We start from the raw sequence: 23,858 nt of genomic DNA, 5'->3' as shown, positions 1-23,858 counted from the left end.
ACGGCACCTCTCTGTGTCAAGGCGTAGGATCTCTGTTCCTGCACGGAACGGGGCCGCGCCCGGCCGATCGCGCCGCCTCGGCCTCGCCGGGCGCCGCGGCGTCCGGGACGAAGGGTGGACACCCCGGATGCACCAGCGGATCCTGCTGCGAGCCCGCAAGGGCCCGTTCGACGTCGTCACCGCCGAGGAGACCTACGAGCGGGACTGGATCGGCAAGAACAGCGGCAACCTGGTCTTCAGCCACGCCGCGCACAAGCTGCTGGCCACCTCGACGGCGGAGATCACCCCGTCGCGGTTCCGGGCGGACCCGCGCGATGCCGACGAGATCAACGAGAAGTACGACGTCTTCGTGATCCCGCTGGCGAACGCGTTCCGCCACGACTACGCGAACCGGCTGATGTCGATGGCCCGGCTGATCGAGCGACTCAAGATCCCGGTGGTGGTGCTCGGGGTCGGGGCGCAGACCGACGTGGACGGCGGCCTGGAGTCCCTGCGCCCGATCGACGAGCCGGTGAAGGCGTTCTGCCGGGCGGTGCTGGACCGGTCGCACAGCATCGGCGTACGCGGCGAGATCAGCGAGAACTACCTGCGGAAGCTGGGCTTCTCCGCCGTCGAGCAGATCGGCTGCCCGTCGATGTTCCTGCACGGCGACAGCCTCCGGGTCGAGAAGGCGAAGGCGGCCCTGAGGACCGAGGACCGGCTCGCGTTCGTCATCTCGCCCTACGTCCGCGCGTTGGCCCCGCTCGTCCGGCACCACCACCAGCGCTACCCGAACCTGCGCTACATCGCGCAGGGCCTGTACGCCCTGGGCACCCTGCTCTACGGCGACGCACCGAACTTGCGCGGCAAGACCGACGACATGCCGATCCACACCTCACATCCGCTCTTCGTCGAGGACAAGGTGCGGATGTTCATGGACCCGTGGCCCTGGATGGAGTATCTCGCCGGATTCGACTTCGCCTTCGGCACCAGGATCCACGGCACCATCACGGCGCTGATCTCCGGCACTCCCGGCTATCTCCTCGCACACGACTCGCGCACCCTGGAACTGGCCCGCTACTTCGACATCCCGCACCGGTTGATGCGCGACGTGCCGGCCGACGTCGACGCCGCCCAGCTCTACGAGGAAGCCGACTACTCGGCACTGAACGAGGGCCACAAGGAGCGGTTCGCGCGGATCAGCGCGTTCCTCGCCAAGCACGACCTCGGCCTCTCGTTCGCCGACGGGGACAGCGCGGTCCGCTTCGACGAGCAGGTCCGCCGAACCGTCTACCCGCCGGCGGTCCGGCCGGCCTCCGCCTACACCGCCGAGGAACTGCTGGCGCGCATGCAGTGGCTGCGGGACGAGAACCAGACGTTGCAGCAGAAGCTCAAGGCACGCCGCGCGCAGCCACTGCGCGACCAGGTCAAGCAGGCGGTGGGCAGCCGGGTCCGCCGGATGCTGTCGCGCTGACCGTCGTACGCCTGCGCAGGCTCCGCCGGCCGCGAATCGCGAGAACCCTTCTTATTCCCATCGACCGGCATTACGCTCTGGGCCAGCCCTGAGGTGCATCACATCGGAGGTTCCTATGAGGACGATGACCATCCGTCGCACGACTGCACTCCGTCTGGTGTCCGGCGCACGCCGGCTGTGGATCGAGTGGTGCTGGTAACTGCCGGCCCGGCGGGCGCTTCCGGGCGCCCGCCCCTGCGGCGCCCGCCCCTGCGGTGACGGACGGCGCGGAGCGCTACGACTGCCACCGCGACCACGGACCGTACGCCGGAGTCTCGGCCTTCCTCGGTCGCGTCGCCGCCGACCGGCCCCGCCTGGCGGCCCGGCACGCGGTCGAACTGCACGCGATCGTTCCCCGGCTCGATCCGGCGGCCCGGCCGGCCGGCGAGGAGGAGCCGATCCGCTTCCACCCGGCTCGTCGTACCGCCTGCCTGGCCTACGGTGCGGCGGAACTCGTGGCAGCCTGGGCCGGCACACGCCGGCGGCCCGTGACCGTCCGGTTCGATCACGTCGCCGGCGCCGACGAGACGACAGCCGAACTGCTGGGCGCGCTGGCCCGCCGGCTCGGGCCTTCCCCGCTGCGCCTCGACCTGCGCGACGACGGTGCCCCCGGCCCGGCGCCCGACGAGCGCACCCCGCAGGCGTTGCGGCGGGCCCTGGGCGACAGCCTGGCCAGCGGCTACTACCACCACGCGGCCCGGGTCGCCCGGCGCGGGCGGGCGGCGGTCACCCCCGACGGCGACCTGCGGCACTGGTGGGCGTTCACCACCGGCCTGGCCACCGCCCTGGCGGCCCTGAACCGGGCCGCCGAGGCGCTCGATCTCTACGACGAGGCGCGGGCCGCCACCGACGATCCGAAGATCACGATGTCGGCGGCGTACGCCACCGCCATGCTGCACGCCCGGCACCTGCCGGCGGCCGACCAGGACCCGGCGCTGGCCCGGCAGTGGCTGGAGCGGGCGCTGTACCTCGCCGCCGAGCTGGCCGATCCACGCCAGCGGCTGTTGTCGACGGTCTTCTACGAGCAGGGCCTGGCACTGCTGGACAGCCGGGCAGGCCGGCCCGACCGGGCGCTGCGGCTCGTGGACGACGGGCTGGCCCGGCTGACGGCCGCGCTCGGTCCCGGTGAACGCCCGCAGGACCTGGCCCGGCTGCGCCACAACCGGGCGCAGGTGTACCTCGCGCTGGGCGACCCGGCGCGGGCGCTGGCCGACCTGGACACCGTGATCGCTCAGGACCCCGGCAACTGCGAGTACTACGTGGACCGCGCCGCCCTTTACCGGGCAGCGGGCCGGACCCGAGCCGCGATCAGGGACTACGACGCCGCCATCCGGCTGGGACCGCACCTGCCCGAGGCGTACTACAACCGGGCCGCGCTCCAGCAGGAGCGGGGCCGCCCCGAGCGGGCGCGCGCCGACCTGGTGCGGGTGCTCGCCATCGAACCGGGGCACCTCGACGCCCGGATCGCCCTGGTCAACCTGCACGTGGAGCGCGGCGCGCTGGACGCCGCCGAGGCGAGCGCGCGGGCCGGGCTGGCCGGCGCTCCGCAGGAGCCCGCGCTGCTGTGCACCCTGGGCCTGGTACTCGCCGAGCGTGGCCGGGCCGCCGAGGCCGACGAACTGCTCACTCGGGCACTGAGCGGGGACCCCGAGCTGGTGGAGGCGTGGACGAACCGGGCCGCCGCCCGGTTCGAGCGCGGCGACGTGGCCGCCGCGCTCGACGACCTGGACCGGGCGGTGGCGCTGTCGGAGGCTCCCGTGCCGCGCTACAACCGGGGTACGGCCCTGGCCCGGCTGGGCCGGTGGGACGAGGCGGCCCGCGACTTCGCCCAGGCGCTCGCCCAGCCCGGCCTGGACCGGGCCCTACGGCGGGATCTGCGAGCGGAACTCGCCCGGTGCCGCCGGGCGCTGGCCGTCTGACCCGGCCCGGCCGGGGAACCGGCGCTCATCGTGCCCCTCCCCCCGGCCCCGGCCGGGGGGAGGGGGAGCGGGTTCAGCAGCCCTGGCGGCGGCTGTAGATCTGGTGGCGCTGACCGGCCCATCCGATGTAGCCGACCGCCTCGACGCAGTAGTTCGCCGTGCCGGTGACGGCGACCGGGCCGGCGTAATAGCTGAAGTCACCGGAATTGGTGTCCGCGCCGCCCGACCGGGTGCAGTGCGCGCCCTCGCCCGACCGCTCCGCGCAGCGGTAGATCTGCACGAAGGTGGGCGCCGACTTCCCGTACGCCGCGCCGCGGTGGTAGAAGCAGGCGCTGTTGGTGCCGCCGTTGCTGCTGTTGTAGTAGATCACCAGCTCACCGAGCCCGGACGACTGCACCTGGCTGTAGGTGATGGTCCCCGAGCAGGAGCCGGCCGCTTGGGCGGCGGGGGCGCCGACAGTCAGGCCCGCCGCGACGGTCACCAGCGCGGTCAGCGCCGAAAGCATGCGTCTCATGAACCACCCAATCCACAGTCGACTGTTCCGGAGTGGATCTTAATCAACCGGTGACCTTCACGGTGGCCCCGATCCATAGCCAACCACCTATTGACAAACAATATTAACAATTGGACCCTGCTGAGAGAGCGCTCTCCCGTCCCCCCTGTCTCCAGCGAGGTGTCGCCATGCGTCTCCGAAGAAGGCTGCTCGCCGCCGCGTCCGCCCTGCTCGCCGGGCTCACCGGCGCCGTCGTCGCCACGCCCGCCCAAGCGGTCGGACCGGCGTTGCTACCGGTCACCGTCACCAACACCACCGGCCGCAGCGACCCGGTCTACCTCTACGTCATCGGCGTCCAGCTGTCCTCCGGCCGGCTCGGCTACGTCACCTCCGGCGGTGCCTTCGTGCCGTGGACCGGCGGGCAGATCCCGCCGTCGCCCGCGCCGGACGTCTCCATACCGGGCCCCGGCAACGGCGGCAGCACCACGATCCAGTTCCCCCGCGGCTTCTCCGGCCGGGCCTACTTCTCCCTCGGGCAGAAGCTGACGTTCTTCCTCACCCCGGACGGACTGGTGCAGCCCGCGCCCTGGGCGGCCGGTGACGCGAACCGCGACATCCTGTTCGACTGGAGCGAGTTCACCTACAACGACTCCGGGCTGTGGCTCAACAGCTCCCAGGTCGACATGTTCGCGATCCCGCACGCGGTCACCGTGACCGGCGCCAACGGCGTCACCAAGCGCACCGGCGACGTGGTGGCCAACGGACGCAACGCGGTCATCGACGGGATCCGGGCGCAGCCGGGCTGGGCCGGCACCGTCCACACCCGCTCCGACGGGACCGTGCTGCGCGTCCTGGCTCCGGGCAAGGCGGCCGGGGCCGGCCTGCTCAGCACCACGTACCTGGACTCGTACATCGCGTCCGCGTGGAACGCGTACACCACGAAGACCCTGACCGTGGCGCCCTTCGCCGACCAGCCGGCCATCCGGTACTACGGCCGTACCTCGGGCAACACCATGACCTTCACAGACGGCAGCGGCCAGGTCGTCGCCTCCTTCAACCGGCCCTCCTCGGCCAGCGTCTGGGGCTGCGACGGCGACCTGCCCGCGCCGAACGACCAGGTGGTCGGCCCGATCTCGCGTACGCTCTGCGCCGCCCTCAACCGCGGCACACTCGGGACCATCGACACCCAGCCCAGCACGAACGCCGCCGACTTCTACCGCAGCAACCCCACCAACCAGTACGCCCGCCTGATCCACGCCAACATGACCGACGGCCGGGCGTACGCGTTCGCCTTCGACGACGTCGGCGGATTCGAGTCGCTGGTGCACGACGGCGACCCCCGTTCGGCCGGACTGATCCTCAGCCCGTTCACCGGCGGTGGCGGCGGCACCCCGGCCACCGGGGTGCCAGTGGTCAGCAACTGGAACAACAAGTGCATCGACGTGCCGAGCTCCAACTTCGTCGACCGCGCGCCGCTGCAGATGTGGAACTGCAACAACACCAGCGCGCAGAAGTGGACGTTCAGCGGCACGGCGCTCAAGAGCCAGAACAACAAGTGCATGGACATCGACGCCGGCTCCACCGCGAACGGGGCGGCGGTGCAGCTCTACACCTGCAACGGCACCGGCGCCCAGCAGTTCACCCTGAACGCGGCCGGAGACCTGGTCAACCTCCAGGCCGGAAAGTGCGTCGACATCAAGGACTGGAACGGCGGCGACGGCGCGAGGCTCCAGCTCTGGGACTGCGGGGGCACGGCCAACCAGAAGTGGCGCAAGGGCTGACCGGCCCTGCGACGAGGGCGGGGGCCGACCGCGAGTCGCTCCCGCCACCCGCCGCGACGGCTTGCCGTCCCGCAGGGCGGACGCGCCGGCCACGTCGGCTCACCGCCCCATACGATGAACAACGGTGCTGGTTCGCCGTGCCCGTGACGGGTGTGGCGTCGTAAGAGGGAACCCGGTGTGAGTCCGGGACTGCCCCGCAGCGGTGAGTGGGAACGACAGCCGTCATCGAAGCACTGGACCGTGAGGTCTGGGAAGCGACGGCCAGTAGGTGACCGGGTGGATCCGGTCGCGCCCGCGAGTCCGAAGACCTGCCCGCACCGCGTGCACCGTCCGGTGTGCGCCGCCGACGGTCGCTCGGGACGGCCGGTGCGGAAGCCGGTACGCCGCCTGTACCTCTTCCCTCCCTGCCCCGATCGGCCTCGTGTGCTTCGAGGGAAGGGATCTCCATGAGTACCGCATTCGGTCAGAGCACCGTGCTGGGCTATCCGCGTATCGGGGGCAACCGGCAACTCAAGAAGGCCGTCGAGGCCTACTGGGCGGGCCGGATCGACGCCGAGGAGTTGGCGGCGACCTCTGCCGCGCTACGGGCGAAGGTCTGGCGGACGCTGCGCGACGCGCGCCTGGACGCGATCCCGTCCAACACGTTCTCCTACTATGACCACGTGCTGGACACGGCCGTCGCCGTCGGCGCGATCCCGCACCGGTTCGCCCGGCTCGGCCTCGGCGATCTCGGCACCTACTTCGCCATGGCCCGGGGCGTCGATGCCGAGCCGGCGCTCGAACTGACGAAGTGGTTCGACACCAACTACCACTATCTGGTTCCCGAGATCGGCTCCGACACCGCCTTCGCGGCGAATCCCGACAAGGCGCTGCGCGAGTACCGTGAGGCCCGCGAGCTGGGAATCGACAGCCGGCCGGTGCTGGTCGGGCCGGCCACATTCCTGCTGCTGGCCAAGCCCACCGAGGCGCGCGGCGAACCGTTCGACCGGTTGACCGACCTGGTCGACGTGTACGCCGACATCCTGCGATCCCTCGCCGCGGCGGGCGTGCGGTGGGTGCAGCTGGATGAGCCCGCCTACGTCGCCGACCGGAGCACCGCCGAGATCGACGCGCTGCGGGAGGCGTACACCCGGCTCGGCGCGGTGGAACAGCGGCCGGCGATCTTCGTCGCCACCTATTTCGGCGAGCTCGGTGACGCGCTGCCCGCCCTGCTCGACACGCCGGTCGAAGCGGTCGGCGTGGATCTGGTGGCCGGGCCCGGCAACCTGCGGCGGCTGGCCGGTGCGGGACCGCTGCGCGGCAAGACGATCGTGGCCGGCCTCGTCGACGGCCGCAACGTCTGGCGTACCGACCTGCGCGCCGCCGTTGCGGCTGGTGCCGCCGTTGCCGCCCTCGCCGACCACGTCGCCGTGTCCACCTCGTGCTCGCTGCTGCACGTGCCGGAGGACCTGTCCGCCGAGACCGCCCTCGACCCGGCGTTGGTTCAGCGGCTCGCCTTCGCCCGGCAGAAGGTTGATGAGGTCGTTCGGCTCGGCCGCGCGCTGCGCAACGGCACCACGTCCCTGCCCGAGCCGCTGCCGCCCACCCCCGCCGCATGGCGCGACGACACCGTACGCGGCCGGCTCGCCGCACTGCGCGCCGGGGACCGGCGGCGCGGCGCGTACCCGGAGCGAGCGGCGGCACAGCAGGCCCGGCTGAATCTGCCGCCCTTGCCGACCACGACCATCGGATCGTTCCCGCAGACCGACGAGCTGCGCCGCGCGCGTGCCGAGCATCGAGCCGGCCGCCTCGACGACACCGCCTACACCCGGCGAATGCGCGCCGAGGTCGAGCACGTCGTCCGGCTTCAGGAGCGGCTGGGTCTGGACGTGCTCGTGCACGGCGAGCCGGAACGAAACGACATGGTCCAGTACTTCGGCGAGCAGCTCGACGGGTTCGCCGCCACCGAACACGGCTGGGTCCAGTCCTACGGCTCCCGATGCGTGCGTCCGCCCGTCATCTACGGCGACGTGGCACGCAGGGCACCGATGACCGTCAACTGGTCCACCTACGCGCAGTCGCTGACCGACCGGCCGGTCAAGGGCATGCTCACCGGCCCGGTCACGATCCTGGCCTGGTCGTTCGTCCGCAGCGACCAGCCACTGGCAGACACCGCGGACCAGGTCGCGCTCGCCCTGCGCGACGAGTGCCGTGATCTCGAGGCAGCCGGTATCCGGGTCATCCAGGTCGACGAGCCGGCGCTGCGTGAGACGCTGCCACTGCGCAGGGCGGACCAGAAGGCGTACCTGGACTGGGCAGTCGGGGCGTTCCGCCTGGCCACCTGCGGAGTCGCCGACGACACCCAGATCCACACCCACCTGTGCTACTCGGAGTTCGGGGAGGTGATCACGTCCATCGACGCCCTCGACGCCGACGTCACAAGCATCGAGGCGTCCCGCTCCCGGATGGAGGTCCTCGACGACCTCGCTGCGATCGGATACCGCCGAGGTGTGGGGCCCGGCGTCTGGGACATCCACTCACCCCGGGTGCCGTCCCACGACGAGGTCGTCGGCGCGCTGCGCCGGGCGGTGGCCGCGGTGCCGGCCGAGCGGCTGTGGGTGAACCCCGACTGCGGCCTCAAGACGCGCGGCTATCCCGAGGTCGAGGCGTCCCTCCAGCACTTGGTCGCCGCCGCGGCCGAGCTGCGCGGACGCTGAGCCGGCGGGCCGGGCGGAACGCCGCGCCGTTCCGCCCGGCCCGGACCCGGTTCAGCCCTTGACAGACCGTGCCCCGACCGCCGGCGTCCGCCGGGGGCAGAGACCAGGCACGCAGGACGGTGTCCGGCACTAGATTGAGGCGGTGAGCCGGGGCGAACCATCGGTGGAGGCCGGTCCGTCGGGCGAGGACCTGACGGCAACGCTGCTGGCTGCGGCGCGTGCGGGCGACGGCGCGGCCTTCAGTCGCCTGGTCGCGCCGCTGCGGGACGAGCTGCGTGCGCACTGCTACCGGATGCTCGGTTCCTTCCACGACGCGGAGGACGCGGTTCAGGACACTATGGACCGGGCGTGGCGGGCTGTCGACCGGTTCGAGGGGCATTCGATCCGGTCATGGCTCTACCGGATCGCCACCAACCGGTCGCTGTCTCTCCTCCACTCGCGCGGGCGGCGTGAACTGCCCACCGATCTCACCGCCCAGGGCGTGTCCCGGGCCGAGGTGAGCTGGCTCGAACCGTACCCGGACCGCCTCGCGGCCCCGTCCGTCCAGCCGGACCCGGAGGCCCACGTGATCGCGAGGGAGGCCGTGGAACTCGCGTTCGTCGCCGCGTTGCAGCATCTGCCACCGCGACAACGTGCCGTTCTGCTGCTGCGCGACGTTCTCGGGTACTCCGCCGAGGAGACCGCCGCGATGCTGGTCTCCACCGTCGCCGCGGTCAACAGCGCGATGCAGCGCGCCCGCCGGATCGTCGCCGGGCTGACGCCGCCGGACAGTCAGCAGCGGATCCTCGCCGACCTGGGCGACGCGGGGCAGCGGGAGGTGGCCAGGCGGTACGCCGAGGCGTGGGAGTCCGGCGACGTCGAGACGATCGTGGCGATGCTGACGGAGGACGCGCGGTACTCGATGCCGCCGCTGACCATCTGGTACGAGGGCCATGCGCAGATCCGCGGTTTCCTGGCTGAGGTGACCGCGGGGCGAAGGTGGCGGTTCCGGCGGGCGAGTGCCAACGGGCAGCTCGCTTTCGGGACGTACCTGTGGGACGACTCGGCTGCCGCCTACCTGCCGGCGGGGCTGGACCTGCTCGTGCTGCGGGGGCGCCGGGTGGCCGAGGTCGTCTCGTTCCTCGACGCGCGCCTGCCCGCCTTCGACCTGCCGGATCGGCTGCCGGAAAGTTCGCGCGGACGCGATGAGTTCGCGGTCCGGTCGGGGTTGTAGTCCTGACGGGTTTCACCAGCCACGAAGGGCAGAGCCGACATGCCGAGCAACGAAGAACAGATCCGCGCCCTGGTCGAGCGCTGGGCCGCCGCGGTTCACGACGGGAACCTTGCCGGCGTCCTGGCCGACCATGCCGAGGACCTGGTGATGTTCGACGTGCCGCCGCCGTACGAGGGCGTACGCGGGCTGGACGCCTACCGGGAGATCTGGCCGCCCTTCTTCAGGTGGCAGGCACAGGGCGCGTCGTTCGAGGTCGAGTCGCTGGACGTCGTCGCAGGCGAGGACGTGGCCTTCGCGTACGCGCTCGTGCGCTGCGGCACGGCGGCCGACTTCGCCGCACGTCCGGCGAACCGCCTGCGGGTGACGTTCGGCCTGCGGAGGCGGGAGGGCCGGTGGGTCGTCACCCACGAACACCACTCCTTCCCGCTCGCCGATCCCGCCGCCGAGGCGGCTCCGGACGCGGCCGTCGCCGAGGCGGAGGTACGCGGGCTCCACCGGCGCTGGTTCGACGGCACCGCGGCCAAGGATCTCGATGCCCTGATGGAGGCCGTCGCCGACGACGTGGTCTCGTACGAGCACGACCAGCCGCTGCGACACGTCGGCGTGAACGCGGTCCGCGAGATCTGCGCGGCGGGCCTGGCGGCGTCGGGTGACGGATCAGTCGCCTGGGACGTGCCCGACCTGACGATCGTGGTCGACGGCGACCTCGCCGTCGCGTGGGGCCTCAACCACGTCTCGGTACGCCCGAACCTTGGTCCGTCGATCGAGAGCTGGTCCCGGGGCACCCGGGTCTTCCAGCGACGCGACGGGGCCTGGCTGATGACCCACCAGCACCTCTCCTACCCGTACGACCCCTCGACCGGGACGGCGCGGACGGATCTGCGCCCGTAGCGGCGCGAGCACGACGTCGCACACCGAGTCGTCCATCGACGTTCATCCAACAGATCGGCGCGCGTAAGCTCCGCACGGTCGGATCTGGGGAACCTACGGAGGAGGTTCCATGGATCGTCGAACGATGTTGCGGGCCACTGTTGTCGGTGCGGGCGCTGTCGCCCTGCCGTTCACGGCATGGTCGGCCGCGTACGGAGCCCCGGCGCAGAACGCGGCGGGCCCCTACGGTGGGCTCCAGCCCGCCGACGCCAACGGCATCCAATTGCCGGCCGGCTTCACCAGCTCGATCGTCGCGCGGTCCCGTCGGACGGTGCCGGGGACGTCGTACACCTGGCACGACGCTCCGGACGGTGGCGCCGTGTTCCCGAACGGCACCGGCTGGATCTACGTGTCGAACTCCGAGGTGTCAGCCGGGGCGGGCGGCGGTGCCTCACGACTCGTCTTCGACTCCAGCGGTGCCGTGATCGGGGCGTCGCGGATCCTCGCCGGAACCGACAACAACTGCGCCGGCGGGAAGACACCGTGGAACACCTGGCTCTCCTGCGAGGAGGTGTCCCTGGGCCGGGTCTTCGAGACGTACCCCCTCGGCGGGACCGCCGTGGCGCGTCCCGCGATGGGCCGGTTCAAGCACGAGGCCGCAGCGGCCGACCCGGTCCGCCGGGTCGTCTACCTGACCGAGGACGAGACCGACGGCAAGTTCTACCGGTTCGTGCCGGCCACCTGGGGCGACCTCTCCGCCGGAACCCTCCAGGTCTTCCGCGCCGGTACGGCGACCTCCGGCACGTTCACCTGGGCCACGGTGCCCGATCCGGACGGCTCGCCCACCCCGACCCGGCAGCAGGTGTCCGGCGCGAAGACGTTCAACGGCGGCGAGGGCTGTCACTACGCGGACGACACCGTCTGGTTCACCACGAAGGGCGACAACCGCGTCTGGCAGGTCAACCTGGCTTCCGGCACGTACGAGCTCGCCTACGACGACAACCTGGTCAGTCCGGGCACCCCTCCGCTGACCGGGGTCGACAACATCACCGGGTCCACTGCAGGTGACCTGTACGTCGCCGAGGACGGCGGCAACATGGAGATCTGCATGATCACGCCCGACGACAAGATCTCGGTCTTCCTGCGGATCACCGGACAGAGCGGCTCGGAGATCACCGGGCCGGCGTTCACCCCGGCGGGGGACCGGCTGTACTTCTCCTCGCAACGCGGCACGACCGGCTCGTCGTCCGGCGGCATCACCTACTGCGTCACCGGGCCGTTCCGCCGATGACCGGCTCCCGGCCGCGGCCGGCCACCACGGGGCCGGCGTACGGCTGGGTCGGCGCTCCGGTCAGCGCCCCGTGCCACCGGCGGCCGAGGTCGGACGAGCCGTTCTTTCCACTGTCTTACGGGACAGACGCGCTGGCCAACATCCCGGGACCTCGTCCTTCTGCGGGAGCGGCACCGTGTCCGCCGGCTGTGGCGAGGTCATGATCCAATGAAGCGCATGATTCTCCAGCGCATCGCGGCCGGCCTCCTGTTGCTGATCGGGCTTCTGGCGATGGCGGCCACCCACACCTTCCCGTTCCTCGACGACCTCTCCGAACCGGCCGAGTCGGCGGTCGCGATCGGGGGCGCGGCGTGCCTGCTGGCAGGGGTGTGGCTGTGGTGGCGCAAGCCGGCGGACCGGCCGTCCGCGCCGTCGACCGGCGACGGTGAGGGTTCGTGACAGGGGGCGGCAAAGGGGCCGGCGTGCTCGGCGGGCGGTCCCGGCTCAGGCGTCGGATACTGAGCCGATGACCAACCCCGACCTCGATCCCGAGGTGTACCCGCCGATCGACCCCCGCGAGGACGTGCCGGACGACCCCGGCGAACTCCTCCCGGACACGCCGGGCGAGCTGCCCGAGGCGCCGGTCGAGCCGATGCCCGACGACGGGGAGCCCGGGGGCGTGCCCGAACCGGCCTGACCGGCCGGCGCCGGGGCACCCGACTGATCGACGATGATGGATAATTCTGTGGTGACCGGCGCGCCGACCGCAGGGGAGACCGGATGAGGATCGTCGACGCCCGGGTGATCGTGACCTGCCCCGGCCGCAACTTCGTGACCCTGAAGGTCGTCACCGACGCCGGCGTCACCGGCGTCGGCGACGCCACCCTCAACGGCCGGGAACTCGCAGTCGCGTCCTACCTGCGCGACCACGTCGTGCCGCTGCTGATCGGGCGCGACCCGGCCCGGATCGAGGACACCTGGCAGTACCTCTACCAGGGGTCGTACTGGCGGCGCGGACCGGTCACGATGAGCGCCGTCGCCGCCGTGGACACCGCGCTGTGGGACATCAAGGGCAAGGTCGCCGGGCTGCCGGTCTACCAGTTGCTCGGCGGCCGGTCCCGTGAGGGCGTGACCGTTTACGGGCACGCGAACGGCGAGACCGTCGACGAGGTGCTGACCGAGGTCGCCCGCTTCGTCGACCTCGGCTACCGCGCGGTGCGGGTGCAGTGCGGCGTGCCCGGCCTGCCCCGGACGTACGGCGTCAGCGCCGACAAGATGTTCTACGAGCCCGCCGACGCCGCGCTGCCGAGCGAGACGACCTGGTCCACCGAGGCCTACCTGGCCCACGTGCCGGGCGTGTTCGCCCGGGTCCGCGAGGAGTTCGGGCCCACCCTCCGGCTGCTGCACGACGTGCACCACCGGCTCACCCCGATCGAGGCGGCGCGGCTCGGTAGGAGCCTGGAGCCGTACGCGCTGACCTGGATGGAGGATCCCGTCCCGGCGGACCTGCAGGAGGGCTTCCGGCTCATCCGCTCGCACACCACCACGCCGATCGCCGTCGGCGAGGTCTTCAGCAGCATCTGGGACGCCGCCCAGCTCATCCGGGAACAGCTCATCGACTACGTGCGCACCACTGTGGTCCACGCCGGCGGGATCACCCACCTGCGACGCATCTTCGACCTCGCCGCGCTGCACCACGTCCGCAGCGGCTCGCACGGAGCCACCGACCTGTCCCCGGTCTGCATGGCCGCCGCGTTGCACCTGGACCTCGCCATCCCCAACTTCGGTCTGCAGGAGTACATGCGGCACACCGAGCAGACGGACGAGGTGTTCCCGCACGGCTACCACTACGACGGCGGCTACCTGCATCCGGCCGAGACTCCGGGGCTCGGTGTGGACATCGACGAGCAGGCCGCGGCCCGCTACCCGTACGCGCCGGCCTACCTGCCGGTGAACCGGCTGACGGACGGCACCGTGCACCCCTGGTGACCGCGCCGGTCTAGTGGATGCGGCGACCGTGCGCGTCCGGCACCCCGGACTTGCGGAAGAAGTAGGTGTTGATCTGGTCCCGCCACTCCACCGCGCTGCGGAGCTGTTCGTCGAGGCGCTCGGCCACCCGGTCGTGGACGGCCGGGTCGACCGCCCCGGCGACGAGCCGCCACCGTTCCCGCATCGCCGCCACCTCCTCGACCCCGGCGAAGTGCGTGTCGTAGATGTGCTGGATCACGGTACGGCCGCTGTGCAGCACGTGCCGGTACGGGACGTGGTGGAAGAACAACAGCAGTTCGTCCGGGCAGCGCTCGCGTGACTCGTACACTTCTGCCCACGGCGGCGGGTACTGGCCGGTGAACCCGGTCCCGGTCGCCCGGGTCCGGTCCACCCCGACGCCGTCACGGTCGGCGAAGTGGTACGTGCCCCACGGCGTGTACTCGTAGCCGTCCACGTCCGGCCCGTAGTGGTGACCGGGCCGCACCATGAACCCGACGCCGAGCGGGGCGGTGTAGCGCTCGTAGGTGCGCCAGGAATCGTCCATGATCGCGTGCATCGTCCGCCGCACCGCTTCCGGATCGCCGGTGGTGACCGGCAGCCAGGTCAGGTCGATCCACTCGTCGAGGATCGCGCCGGGATCCAGCAGCGGATCCCAGGCGAGCCGGCCGAAGGCGTACAGGTTCGCCTGGGCCAGCGGGTGCCCGGTCCAGAAGCTGTCGTCGCCCACGTTGGACACGGCGACCAGGCCGCCGCCGGTGCCCGCCCGGCCGGCCGCCACGTCGGCGATCGTGCCGCCGGCCTCGCCCCACGGCCGGAACCGCAGCACCTCGCTCCACCAGGGCGCGAGGTAGCAGACGTGCCGCTGCTGGCCGGTGTACTCCTGCGTCGCCTGCACCTCCACCGCCAGCCGGGTCGCAGGCATCGCGGTGAGCACCGGGGACACCGGTTCGCGTGGCTGGAAGTCGATCGGGCCGAACTTCACCTGGAGGATCACGTTGTCGGCGAACCGTCCGTCCAGCGGCGCGAAGTGGTCGTAGGCGGCCCGCGCCCGGTCCGTCGACCGGTCCCGCCAGTCCTGGTGGTGGTCGTAGACGAACGCCCGCCAGCGCACCACGCCTCCGTGCGGGGCGAGCGCCTCGGCGAGCAGGTTCGCGCCGTCGGCGTGGTCGCGCCCGTACGCGAACGGGCCGGGCCGGCCCTCGGAGTCGGCCTTCACCAGGTACCCGCCGAAGTCGGGGATCCGCCGGTAGACCCGGCGGGTGGCGGCGGCCCACCAGGCCCGTACCCGTTCGTCCAGCGGATCGGCGGTGGGCAGGCCGCCGAGGACCACCGGGGCGGCGAAGGTCACCGCCAGATGCACCCGGATGCCGTACGGGCGGAGCACCTCGGCGATCTCCGCGACGTCGCCGAGCCGGTCGGTCAGCAGCCGCGCTTCGGTGTCGTGCACGTTGACGTTGTTCACGCAGATCGCGTTGACGCCGCAGGCGGCGAGCAGGCGGGCGTAGTCGCGGAGCCGGGCGGGCTCGCGCCGGGCGGCGCCGTCGCACCAGAACAGGGAGCCGCCGGCGTAGCCCCGCTCGACCTGGCCCGACACCGGGTGTACGGCCACGTTGTCCCAGTGGTCGAGCATCCGCCGGTCCAGTGCCGGTCGGTGCCGCCGCGCCGGCAGATCGTCGTCGAAGGCCGCCGCGCCGAGCCGGACCACGTGGAACATCCCGTACAGCAGGCCGGCCGGCGCGTCGGCCAGGACCACTGTCACGCCGTCCACCCGCGTCAGCAGGTACCCCTCGTCGCCGAGGGAGCCGTCCCCGGTGCCGTTCACCGCCGGTGTCGCGCCGAGCCGGGCCGTCTCGGCTGCCGCGTTCGGCACCGGACCGGCCCCGCGCAGGGCCAGCACCAGGTCGGCGTCGACGGGCCACGGTGGACCGTGCCAGAGCCGTCCGCCGTACCGGGTGCAGGCCCGGCTCACCTCGTCGAGGACGGTGTCGACCAGCAGGCCGTCGCCGTGCACCAGCACCCCGCGCGAGCCGAGTTCGCGGAACGCCGCTGGTGGGAGCCAGGCGGCGTGCCAGGCCGACTCGCCGGCGTCGGCGGACGCCCGGCCGGTGACCGGAACGCTCATGCGGTGAACTCCGCCCGGATCTCGTCGATCATGGGGTCGCCGATCCGCAGCAGCGCCAGCACCAGGAGTGCGGCGAGCAGGGCGAGTACCGCCTCGGAGAACACCGCGGTGACGCCGGCGGCGGCCAGCAGCAGGACGTTGCCGGCCGTGACGCCCGGCTTGCGCGCCACGTAGTAGACGGCGAGCCGGAGCACGTCGCGGGTGCGGAAGGTGAACAGGGAGACGATCACCAGCGCGTTGACCCCGACCAGGACCACGCCCGCCCCGACCACGACGAGCGGCACTGCCCACCAGCCGGGGACGGCGGCGGCGGGCAGGTTCGCCAGGTTGACAGCGATGACGGCCAGCCACAGCAGCGTCGGCGCCCAGATGCGCAGCACGCCCGGCAGGTTGGCCCGGTACGCCCGGCCGAAGGTGGCGGCGGGACGGAGATCGGTCAGGTCGGGGCGTTGGTGCCGCAGCGTGTACAGCGCGGCCGAGACGGCCGGACCGAGTGGCAGCGCGGCGGCGGCGACCAGCGGGAGGTTGCTGTTGTCGCGGTCGAGCAGCACGAGCACGGCCAGGCCGGGCAGCACGCTCACCAGGAGCAGCAGTTCGACCACGAGCAGGGTGTGGACCCTTGCGGCGGCCCGCGACAACGGGCCGTCGCCGAACTCCCGCAGCCCGCCGGCCGCGCCGGTCACCGCCGGTCCCCGGGTGGGTCGAGCACCCTGTCGTCCCACCACGGCGGGGTCTCGTCCACCACCGGAGTCAACTCGGCGAGCGTCACCTCGTGCCGGGCGAGGACGAGGTCGAGGTCGGCCCGCCCGGCCGCGACCGGCACTGCGCGATGGGTACGGGCCGGCTCGGCGGACTCCCGCAACGCGTCGAGTTGCCGGGGCCGTGGCGAGTGCGGGCTGCCCATCTCCCGCCAGGCCGCGAAGGCGTTGCCGGCGTCCTCGCTCACCGACGAGCGGAGCAGGAACGCCGAACCGGTGCCCGGCGGGCCGATCGGCACCGACAGCGACAGGGTGTGCCGCTCGGGTGCCGGCTCCCGGCCGGTGACGTCGACGGGAGCCCAGGCCAGCACCGCGACCCGGCCGTCGGGGTGCCGGGTGACGAGGTGGTCCGGTCCGCGGGCGAGCACCTCGTCGCCGAGCCGGGCCATGAACGTGTACAGGTGGTAGGTGGGTTTCTTGACCTGCCGGTGGGTGAGTAGGCCGAAGCCGCCGTGCAGCGGCGCGGTCGGCACCCCCTCCTCCTCGAACACGTCGCTGAAGGTCCAGTAGGAGAAGGAGTCGACCAGATCCCCGCCGCCGGCCAGCACCGGGGCGAGGTAGGCGGCGTGGAAGGCCGTGTCGTGGATCGGGTTGTCCGGCCGGTAGGAGGAGTTGAACTCGGTGATGTGCACCGGGAGGTCGGCCAGCGCGGTGCCGGCCAGGTGCCGGCGGGGCGCGGCGAACTGCTCCAGCAGCTCCGCGGCCGGTGCGAGGGTCTGCCGGGTGCCGAACGGCAGGTGCCGGGCCGGTCCGGAGGTGTAGGCGTGCCGGCTGACGAAGTCGACAGGCACGTCGCGGTCGGTGACGAACTCGGCGAACGGCTTCAGCCACTCGTCGGCGCCGGGGGACAGCGCCGGGCCGCCGACCTGGAGCGCCGCGTCGACGTCCTTGACGGCGTGCGCCGACACCTCGTACAGGCGGTGGTAGGCGTCCTGGTCGGCGCGCGCCCAGAACGCCGTCAGGTTGGGCTCGTTCCAGACCTCGATCGGCCAGCCGCGCACCTCGTCGAGGCCGTACCTGTCGACCAGGTGGGCCACCGTGGCGCGGACCAGGTCACCCCATTCGGTGTACGACCGGGGTGGCGTGACGTTGCCCCGCCACCAGAACACCGTCTGGTCGCCGGAGGCGAGCGCCGAGGGCATGAACCCCAGCTCCACGAAGGGCCGGATGCCCATCGCGAGGTAGGCGTCGACGACCTGGTCGACGTAGGTGAAGACGTGCCGCACCCGGCGCTCGCCCTGGTAGTCGTAGGGGCGGTGCACGCCGGCGCCGTCGCTGAGCAGCCCGTGCCCGCGGATGTGCCGGAAACCGATGTCCCGCTGCACCAGCGCCAGCGAGTCCTGATAGTCGCGTCGCAGGGCCAGGTCGAACCGGCCGGTGCCCACGCAGGTGCGCCAGGCGTCGGTCAGCCGGCCGGCCGGCCGGTCGGGGACGAGGAGCCGCGTCATCCGTGGTTCTTGCGGTACCGGTCGTACGCCTTGTTCACCAGGTCGGTGTAGGCCTGCGCGTTCTTGCCCCTCAGCTCCGAGACGTAGGCGTCCCACTCGCTCAGCGGCCGCTGGCCGAGGGCGAACTTCAGCGTGTTCTGGGTGACGTGGTCCTTCAGCGCGGTCGCCCACAGCGTCGTCTGCTCGCGCTCCTCATCACTGAGCGGCGCGGGTGGCGGAGTCACCCAGGGCGCGGCCTTGCGGGCGTTCATCTCCTTCTGGAACTCCAGTTCCTCGGGCGAGAAGAACGACTGCACCAGGTCGAGCTTGCCGCCGTAGGCGAAGACGCCGTTGTAGAAGCCGAAGTCCTTCTGCAGGTGCTTGCTGCCCTTGGGGTTGAGCCCGATGACGTTGACGTCCGGGGCGAGGCTGCGCTTGCCCGAGGCGTCAGTGGTGTACGTGGTTCCCTCGACGCCCCACTTGGCGAACTCCTGGCCGGCGTCGGAGTACCAGAGCCAGTCGACGAACTGCATCATGGCCACGAAGTTCTTGCCGTCGCGGGCCTTGCTGGAGATCATCACGCCGTTCTCCAGCCGGCTCGCCGGGTTGACCGGGCCGGCCGGTCCGATCGGGAAGAGGATCTTGCCGAGCCGGGCGTTCGGGTTGATCTTCGCGATGTCCGGGCGGTAGTCGTTCACCAGGGTCTGCGCGTTCGTGCTGATCACGAAGGACTTGCCGCTGGCGAGCTTCTGCCGGGCCTGGTCGTCGGTCTGGGTGAACGTCTCCGGGTCGAGCAGCCCCTCGGCGACCAGCTTGTGGAGGTACTCCACCACCTGCCGGTAGCCGTCCGAGGCGCCGGTGAAGACGTACTTCCCGGCCCCGGCGTCCCAGCTCGTCGGCTGGTAGTTCCAGCCGGCGCCGGGCAGGCCGTGTGCGAGGGCCAGCATGTTCAGCAGGTTGCCGGCCGGGTTGGGCTTGCCGAAGCGGTCGGAGAACGGGATGACGTCCGGGTGGGCCGCCTTCATCGCCTTGAGCATGGCGTACACCTCGTCCCAGGTGGTCGGGGACGGGATCTTCAACTGCTCCAGCACGTCGGTGCGCACGGCGAGGGTGTAGTCCTGCCAGGGCTTCTCGTGCAGGCCGGGCAGCAGATAGAACTTGCCGTCCTCCTGCCGGAGCGTGTCCATCTCCGGCTGGAGTCCCCACTTCTCGATCTTGTCCTTGAAGTGCGGCATCAGGTCGAGGTAGTCGCTGACCGGCAGGATGGCGCCGGAGGAGACGTACGAGTTCTCCTGCGGGTGGTAGGTCTTCGGGATGATCAGCGGGGCGTCGCCGGAGCCGACCAGCACGCTGCGTTTCTGCTCGTAGTCGCTCAGCGGCACGGCGACCGGGTCCAGCTTGACGTTCGTCCGCCGGGCCAGCTCGGTCCAGAACAGCCACTCGGGCTTGAGCGGGTAGTTCGGGTGGTTGTTGTAGAGGATCGAGAACGTGACCGGCTCGGTGGCCTTGAACTGGTCACCGATGCCGTACTTGTCCATCGCGCCCGTACGGTTGCGGTCGAGGTCCTTCTTGTCCGGGGTGTCGTCGCCGCAACCCGCCAGGGCGACGACGGCGGCCGCGCCGCTGGCGAGCAGTACCTGGCGCCGGGACAGCTGGGCCATGGATTCTTCCTTCCGGTGGTGGGGGACGGTGCGGGTGCGGCTATCCCTTCACGGCGCCGAGCATGATCCCGGAGACGAAGTAGCGCTGGATGAAGGGATAGACGGCGAGGATCGGCAGGATCGTCAACACGATGGTCACGGACTGGATGGTGGCGGCGGACTGGACGACGTCGCCGGCGCTGCCGAGGCCGCCGCCGGTCTGCGTGGCGTCCGTCGCGCCCGCGATGAGGTTGCGCAGATAGACGGTCACCGGGAGCAGGTCCTGGCGGTCCATGTAGAGGAACGCGGCGAACCAGGAGTTCCAGAACGAGACGGCGTAGAACAGCACCATCGTGGCGACCATCGCCTTCGACAGCGGCAGGACGATCCGCAGCAGCGTGCCGTACGTGTTCAGCCCGTCGACGGCGGCGGCCTCCTCCAGTTCGACCGGCAGGCTCTCGAAGAACGCCTTCATCACCAGCAGGTTGAACACGTTTATGGCGTTGGGCAGGGCGATCGCCCACACGGTGTTCTTCAAGCCGAGGCTGGTGACCAGGACGTAGTTGGGGATCAGGCCGCCGGTGAAGAACATGGTGAACACGGCGATCCCGACCAGCGCGGTCCGGCCCCGCAGGTGCTTCTTCGACAGCACGTACGCGTAGCAGGTGGTCAGCACGACGGAGATGAGCGTGGCGACCACCGTGTAGAAGACGGTGTTGCGGTAGCTGATCCAGAACGTCGGGTCCGACGTCACCACGCGGTACGCGGTGAGGTTGAACCCGCGCGGCACCAGGTTCACCTCACCCGCGACGATGTACGCGTTGTCGCTGAGCGAGCGGGCCACGATGGTGAGGAACGGATACAGGGTCACCACCACGACGCCGGTCAGCACGACGGCGTTGACCACCTGGAAGACCCGGTAGCCCGCTGTCGGCCGGGGGCCACGCGGGCGGACCGCCGGCGCCCGGGTGCGGGCGCGCGTGCTCACCACAGGCTCGTCCCCACCGTGCGCCGGGAGATCGCGTTCGCCGACAGCACCAGCGTCAGCCCGATCACGGACTCGAACAGGCCGATCGCGGCGGCGTAGCTGAGGTTCCCGGAGACGATGCCCACCCGGTACAGGTAGGTCGAGATCACGTCCGCCGTCGGGTAGGTGAGGGGGTTGTACAGCAGCAGGATCTTCTCGAAGCCGACGGCCATGAAGGTGCCGATGTTGAGGATCAGCAGTGTCACCATCGTCGGCCGGATCCCCGGCAGCGTGACGTGCCAGGTCTGCCGCCACCGGTTGGCGCCGTCGATGCGGGCCGCCTCGTACAGGTCGCCGTCGACTGTGGTGAGCGCGGCGAGGTAGAGGATGGTGCCCCAGCCGACGGTCTGCCAGACCTCGGAGGAGACGTAGATCGTCCGGAACCATCCGGCCTGCTGCATGAACGAGACCGGCTCGCCGCCCACGGCGCGCACCATCTGGTTCACCGTGCCGTCCACCGACAGCAACTGGAGGACCATGGCGGCCACGATCACGATCGACAGGAAGTGCGGTAGGTAGGACACCGACTGGACGAACCGCTTGAGCGCGCGGTTGCGTACCTCGTTGAGCAGCAGCGCCAGCACGATCGGCAGCGGGAAGCAGAACAGCAGGGTCAGCGCGCCCAGCACGAGCGTGTTGGTGAACACGCTCCAGAAGGTCGGGTCGGTGAAGAACAGCCGGAAGTACCGCAGCCCGGTCCAGTACTCGCCGACGATGCTGCCGCCCGGCTGGAAGCGCCGGAACGCGATCACGTTGCCGAGCATCGGCAGGTAGCGGAACGTCAGGAAGAACAGCAGCGGCAGGACGGCGAGCGAGTAGAGCTGCCAGTCCCGGCGCAGGGCCCGCCGCCACGGCGTACGGCGACTGCGCGGGATCGGGGCTGCCAAACTCGTCCTCCCGCCTGACCGTCGGCTGGAACTTTCCGGTAATACGTCGTAAGCCTTTCGGAAATTTATGGGTATCGTTATCGGCGTGTCAAGAGCGTCGATTGATATCTCCCTCGAGCAGCTCCGCCGCTACGCACCGGCCGTTGCCGAGCCCGCCGACTTCGACCGGTTCTGGCGGGCCACCCTCAACGCCGCCGCGGCCACCCCGGTGCTCGTCGACGTCCGTCCCGAACCCACCGACCTGCGGCTGGTCGACGTGTGGGACGTGACGTTCGCCGGGTACGCAGGCGAGCCGGTCCGGGCCTGGTACACCCGTCCCGCGGGCGTACCGGCGCCGCTGCCGGCAGTGGTGGAGTACCCCGGCTACGGGCGCGGCCGGGGCCTGCCGGGCGAGCGGCTCACCTGGCCGGTGGCCGGTTACGCCCACCTGCTGGTGGACAACCGGGGACAGGCCGGCCTGTACAGCCGCGGCGACACCCCGGACCCGCACGACGCGCCCGGTGGGCCCGGCCCCGCCACGCGGGGGATCCTCTCCCCGGACGACTACCACTACCGCCGCCTCATCACCGACGCGGTCCGCGCGATCGACGCCGTCCGCGTCCTGCCCGGGGTGGACCCGGCCCGCGTCGCCGCGGTGGGCAACAGCCAGGGCGGTGGGCTCGCACTCGCGGCGGCGGGCCTCGTGGACGGCCTCGCCGCGCTTCTGGTCACCGCCCCGTTCCTGTGCGACATCCAGCGCGCCATCGAACTGACCGAGGCGTCCCCGTACGGCGAGATCGCCAGCTACCTGGCGGTGCACCGCGAGGCCGAGGAACCGGTCCGGCGCACGCTGTCGTACGTGGACGGCGTCACCTTCGCCCGGCGGGCCACCGCCCCGGCGCACTTCGGGATCGGTCTGCGCGACGAGGTCTGCCCGCCGAGCACCGGCTTCGCCGCGTACAACCAGTACGCCGCCGCCGGATCGACGGTGCCGTTACGGGAGATGCACACGTACCCGTTCAACGGCCACGAGGGCGGGGAGGCCGTCCACGTCCGGCGGCAGCTGCGCTGGCTCGACACGGTGCTCCGCCCCGCCGGGACGGCAGCCGGCTGACGGGCCCACCGGCAGGGCCCGCGACATCTACCATCCCTGATCATGATCTCGACCATGTGGCGGATTCTCACCCGCCAGATCGACCTCAACCCGGCGCAGGACGACGCCGTGCTGCGCGAGGCGTGCACACAGGCGCGGTACGGCTCCGACATCGGACCGGCCCGGAAGGCGCTGATCGCCACCCGGAACGACTACGACCGCCGGGCCCGGTACGTCCGTGTGCTCGCCGAATCGACAGCTCGTGGGCTGGGATCGCGGATCGACCGTACGACCGGCCGGGTCGACACCACGGACGCGTGGACCGACCGCTGGGTGTCGCGCGCGCCCGCCGATCCGGACGCCCAACTCGTCCGTGCCGGTTCCCTGATGGCGCGGGCGTGGGAGGTGCGCGGCGGCGACTGGGCCTCCAACGTCCGTCGGGAGCAGTGGGTCGAGTTCAGCCGCCTGCTGGACCTGGCCCGGCAGGTGAACGATCTCGCGATGCGGCTCGCACCGGACGACCCCACGCCGTGGGCGCACCGGCTGCGCCTCATGATCGACGAGAGTGCGTCACTGGAGGAGGTCGAGGAGACGTGGCGTGAGCTGACCAAGCGGGATCCCCGGCATCACCAGGGCCACGTGCTCCGGCTGACCTACCACTGCCGGAAGTGGAGCGGCTCGCACGAGGCGATGTTCGACTTCGCCCGCTCGGTCGCCGCCACGGCGCCTACCGGCTCACCACTGCTCGTGCTGCCGGTCCGGGCCGCCGCGGAGTGGGCGCTGTGGGAGCAGGATCGCGAACCTCACGGCGGTACCGCCGACGAGATCGGCGAGCGGTGGCGACAGGATCCGGTCATGCAGTCGGAGCTCGACAACGCGCTGAACCGGTGGTTCCACCAGCCGGCGACCCGGCACGCCGACTGGCTCGACGACGCGAACTTCCTGGCGTACGGGCTGGTGCGCACCGGCCGCGACGCCGAGGCCGCGCCGGTGTTCGCCTCGATCGGCCGGTACGCGACAGGCGTTCCGTGGGCCTGGTGGGGCGACGAGCGGTACGACGCCGTCTTCCTCCGAGCCCGTCGCCGCGCCCGCCGCGCCGCCTGACCACGGCGACGCCGTCACGGCCGCATTCGACTCCCATCGGAGGAGCCGTTCTTACCACTCTCTTACGGGACCGCGCTGGGGCGCACGCGCAGCGTTGC

The 23,858-nt window shown here is 71.4% G+C and carries 19 protein-coding genes and 1 riboswitch; of the genes, 12 read left to right on the top strand and 7 right to left on the bottom strand.

Annotated features, from left to right (window positions below):
* Positions 1 to 127: 127 nt before the first annotated feature.
* Entirely contained in the window at positions 128 to 1,453 is a 1,326-nt protein-coding gene (locus O7546_RS18040; protein WP_194802738.1) for a polysaccharide pyruvyl transferase family protein, read from the top strand.
* A 254-nt stretch (positions 1,454 to 1,707) separates the two neighbouring features.
* A complete protein-coding gene (locus O7546_RS18035; RefSeq protein WP_194802739.1) occupies positions 1,708 to 3,411 on the top strand; it encodes a tetratricopeptide repeat protein in 1,704 nt (567 codons plus the stop codon).
* 73 nt (positions 3,412 to 3,484) lie between these two features.
* Here the strand turns inward: O7546_RS18035 and O7546_RS18030 are convergent, their stop codons facing one another.
* Positions 3,485 to 3,925 (bottom strand): hypothetical protein, encoded by a 441-nt coding sequence (locus O7546_RS18030; protein ID WP_194802740.1) that lies wholly within the window; start codon positions 3,923 to 3,925, stop codon positions 3,485 to 3,487.
* A gap of 167 nt (positions 3,926 to 4,092) precedes the next feature.
* Between O7546_RS18030 and O7546_RS18025 the strand changes: the two genes are divergently transcribed.
* The 8 genes from O7546_RS18025 (at position 4,093) to manD (ending at position 13,723) form a co-directional block, all read left to right on the top strand.
* Positions 4,093 to 5,685: a beta-1,3-glucanase family protein gene (locus O7546_RS18025; RefSeq protein WP_194802741.1), complete on the top strand. Its 1,593-nt coding sequence runs from the start codon at positions 4,093 to 4,095 to the stop codon at positions 5,683 to 5,685.
* A gap of 111 nt (positions 5,686 to 5,796) precedes the next feature.
* Positions 5,797 to 6,016: riboswitch (cobalamin riboswitch) on the top strand.
* Positions 6,017 to 6,131: 115 nt separating this feature from the next.
* Positions 6,132 to 8,381 carry a 5-methyltetrahydropteroyltriglutamate--homocysteine S-methyltransferase gene (gene metE, locus O7546_RS18020; protein ID WP_269697244.1) on the top strand — a complete coding sequence of 750 codons (2,250 nt, stop codon included), beginning with the start codon at positions 6,132 to 6,134 and terminating at the stop codon, positions 8,379 to 8,381.
* A 205-nt stretch (positions 8,382 to 8,586) separates the two neighbouring features.
* On the top strand, positions 8,587 to 9,594 hold the full coding sequence (locus O7546_RS18015) for a sigma-70 family RNA polymerase sigma factor (RefSeq protein ID WP_194802817.1): 1,008 nt from the start codon (positions 8,587 to 8,589) through the stop codon (positions 9,592 to 9,594).
* Between the two features lie 39 nt (positions 9,595 to 9,633).
* Positions 9,634 to 10,485: a nuclear transport factor 2 family protein gene (locus O7546_RS18010; RefSeq protein WP_194802743.1), complete on the top strand. Its 852-nt coding sequence runs from the start codon at positions 9,634 to 9,636 to the stop codon at positions 10,483 to 10,485.
* A gap of 109 nt (positions 10,486 to 10,594) precedes the next feature.
* Positions 10,595 to 11,755, top strand: coding sequence for an alkaline phosphatase PhoX (locus O7546_RS18005; RefSeq protein ID WP_194802744.1), 1,161 nt, complete (start codon positions 10,595 to 10,597; stop codon positions 11,753 to 11,755).
* A gap of 207 nt (positions 11,756 to 11,962) precedes the next feature.
* On the top strand, positions 11,963 to 12,193 hold the full coding sequence (locus O7546_RS18000; protein ID WP_281599600.1) for a hypothetical protein: 231 nt from the start codon (positions 11,963 to 11,965) through the stop codon (positions 12,191 to 12,193).
* 67 nt (positions 12,194 to 12,260) lie between these two features.
* The gene (locus O7546_RS17995) at positions 12,261 to 12,431 is read left to right on the top strand and encodes a hypothetical protein (protein WP_013287071.1); all 171 of its coding nucleotides are present in this window, start codon (positions 12,261 to 12,263) and stop codon (positions 12,429 to 12,431) included.
* A gap of 83 nt (positions 12,432 to 12,514) precedes the next feature.
* The gene (manD, locus tag O7546_RS17990) at positions 12,515 to 13,723 is read left to right on the top strand and encodes a D-mannonate dehydratase ManD (RefSeq protein ID WP_281599595.1); all 1,209 of its coding nucleotides are present in this window, start codon (positions 12,515 to 12,517) and stop codon (positions 13,721 to 13,723) included.
* Between the two features lie 10 nt (positions 13,724 to 13,733).
* Here the strand turns inward: manD and O7546_RS17985 are convergent, their stop codons facing one another.
* From O7546_RS17985 to O7546_RS17960, 6 genes are read right to left on the bottom strand one after another with little or no spacing between them, the layout of a single operon-like run.
* Positions 13,734 to 15,845 (bottom strand): alpha-glucuronidase, encoded by a 2,112-nt coding sequence (locus O7546_RS17985; protein ID WP_281599593.1) that lies wholly within the window; start codon positions 15,843 to 15,845, stop codon positions 13,734 to 13,736.
* Complete coding sequence (locus O7546_RS17980) at positions 15,842 to 16,528, bottom strand: hypothetical protein (RefSeq protein WP_281599591.1); 687 nt, start codon at positions 16,526 to 16,528, stop codon at positions 15,842 to 15,844. The genes O7546_RS17985 and O7546_RS17980 overlap by 4 nt, the downstream gene beginning before the upstream one ends.
* Positions 16,525 to 18,051 (bottom strand): xylan 1,4-beta-xylosidase, encoded by a 1,527-nt coding sequence (locus O7546_RS17975; protein ID WP_281599589.1) that lies wholly within the window; start codon positions 18,049 to 18,051, stop codon positions 16,525 to 16,527. Before O7546_RS17975 ends, O7546_RS17980 begins: the two co-directional genes overlap by 4 nt.
* Complete coding sequence (locus O7546_RS17970; protein WP_281599587.1) at positions 18,048 to 19,691, bottom strand: extracellular solute-binding protein; 1,644 nt, start codon at positions 19,689 to 19,691, stop codon at positions 18,048 to 18,050. The genes O7546_RS17975 and O7546_RS17970 overlap by 4 nt, the downstream gene beginning before the upstream one ends.
* Positions 19,692 to 19,731: 40 nt before the next feature.
* Positions 19,732 to 20,658, bottom strand: a complete 927-nt coding sequence (locus tag O7546_RS17965) for a carbohydrate ABC transporter permease (RefSeq protein ID WP_281599585.1) — start codon at positions 20,656 to 20,658, stop codon at positions 19,732 to 19,734.
* On the bottom strand, positions 20,655 to 21,584 hold the full coding sequence (locus O7546_RS17960; protein ID WP_281599583.1) for an ABC transporter permease subunit: 930 nt from the start codon (positions 21,582 to 21,584) through the stop codon (positions 20,655 to 20,657). The genes O7546_RS17965 and O7546_RS17960 overlap by 4 nt, the downstream gene beginning before the upstream one ends.
* Positions 21,585 to 21,651: 67 nt before the next feature.
* On the opposite strand from O7546_RS17960, the gene O7546_RS17955 reads away from it, so the two are divergent.
* Positions 21,652 to 22,677, top strand: a complete 1,026-nt coding sequence (locus O7546_RS17955; RefSeq protein ID WP_281599581.1) for an acetylxylan esterase — start codon at positions 21,652 to 21,654, stop codon at positions 22,675 to 22,677.
* A gap of 42 nt (positions 22,678 to 22,719) precedes the next feature.
* A complete protein-coding gene (locus O7546_RS17950; protein ID WP_194802754.1) occupies positions 22,720 to 23,760 on the top strand; it encodes a DUF4034 domain-containing protein in 1,041 nt (346 codons plus the stop codon).
* Positions 23,761 to 23,858 lie beyond the last annotated feature (98 nt).

Origin of the sequence: Micromonospora sp. WMMA1976 (assembly GCF_027497335.1) — a bacterium.
GTDB lineage: Bacteria > Actinomycetota > Actinomycetes > Mycobacteriales > Micromonosporaceae > Micromonospora > Micromonospora aurantiaca.
Note: the sequence above shows the minus strand (reverse complement) of the source record. Positions and strands in the feature narration are given on the sequence as shown.

Bases quoted from the DNA above. Each gene is read 5' to 3' on its own strand.
- O7546_RS18040 (WP_194802738.1), top strand. From the start codon at position 128: ATGCACCAGCGGATCCTGCTGCGAGCCCGCAAGGGCCCGTTCGACGTC.
- O7546_RS18025 (WP_194802741.1), top strand. From the start codon at position 4,093: ATGCGTCTCCGAAGAAGGCTGCTCGCCGCCGCGTCCGCCCTGCTCGCC.
- O7546_RS17950 (WP_194802754.1), top strand. From the start codon at position 22,720: ATGATCTCGACCATGTGGCGGATTCTCACCCGCCAGATCGACCTCAAC.
- O7546_RS18010 (WP_194802743.1), top strand. From the start codon at position 9,634: ATGCCGAGCAACGAAGAACAGATCCGCGCCCTGGTCGAGCGCTGGGCC.
- metE (WP_269697244.1), top strand. From the start codon at position 6,132: ATGAGTACCGCATTCGGTCAGAGCACCGTGCTGGGCTATCCGCGTATC.
- O7546_RS18000 (WP_281599600.1), top strand. From the start codon at position 11,963: ATGAAGCGCATGATTCTCCAGCGCATCGCGGCCGGCCTCCTGTTGCTG.
- O7546_RS18005 (WP_194802744.1), top strand. From the start codon at position 10,595: ATGGATCGTCGAACGATGTTGCGGGCCACTGTTGTCGGTGCGGGCGCT.
- manD (WP_281599595.1), top strand. From the start codon at position 12,515: ATGAGGATCGTCGACGCCCGGGTGATCGTGACCTGCCCCGGCCGCAAC.
- O7546_RS18030 (WP_194802740.1), bottom strand. From the start codon at position 3,925: ATGAGACGCATGCTTTCGGCGCTGACCGCGCTGGTGACCGTCGCGGCG.
- O7546_RS17975 (WP_281599589.1), bottom strand. From the start codon at position 18,051: ATGACGCGGCTCCTCGTCCCCGACCGGCCGGCCGGCCGGCTGACCGAC.
- O7546_RS17970 (WP_281599587.1), bottom strand. From the start codon at position 19,691: ATGGCCCAGCTGTCCCGGCGCCAGGTACTGCTCGCCAGCGGCGCGGCC.
- O7546_RS17985 (WP_281599593.1), bottom strand. From the start codon at position 15,845: ATGAGCGTTCCGGTCACCGGCCGGGCGTCCGCCGACGCCGGCGAGTCG.
- O7546_RS17955 (WP_281599581.1), top strand. From the start codon at position 21,652: ATGGGTATCGTTATCGGCGTGTCAAGAGCGTCGATTGATATCTCCCTC.
- O7546_RS17995 (WP_013287071.1), top strand. From the start codon at position 12,261: ATGACCAACCCCGACCTCGATCCCGAGGTGTACCCGCCGATCGACCCC.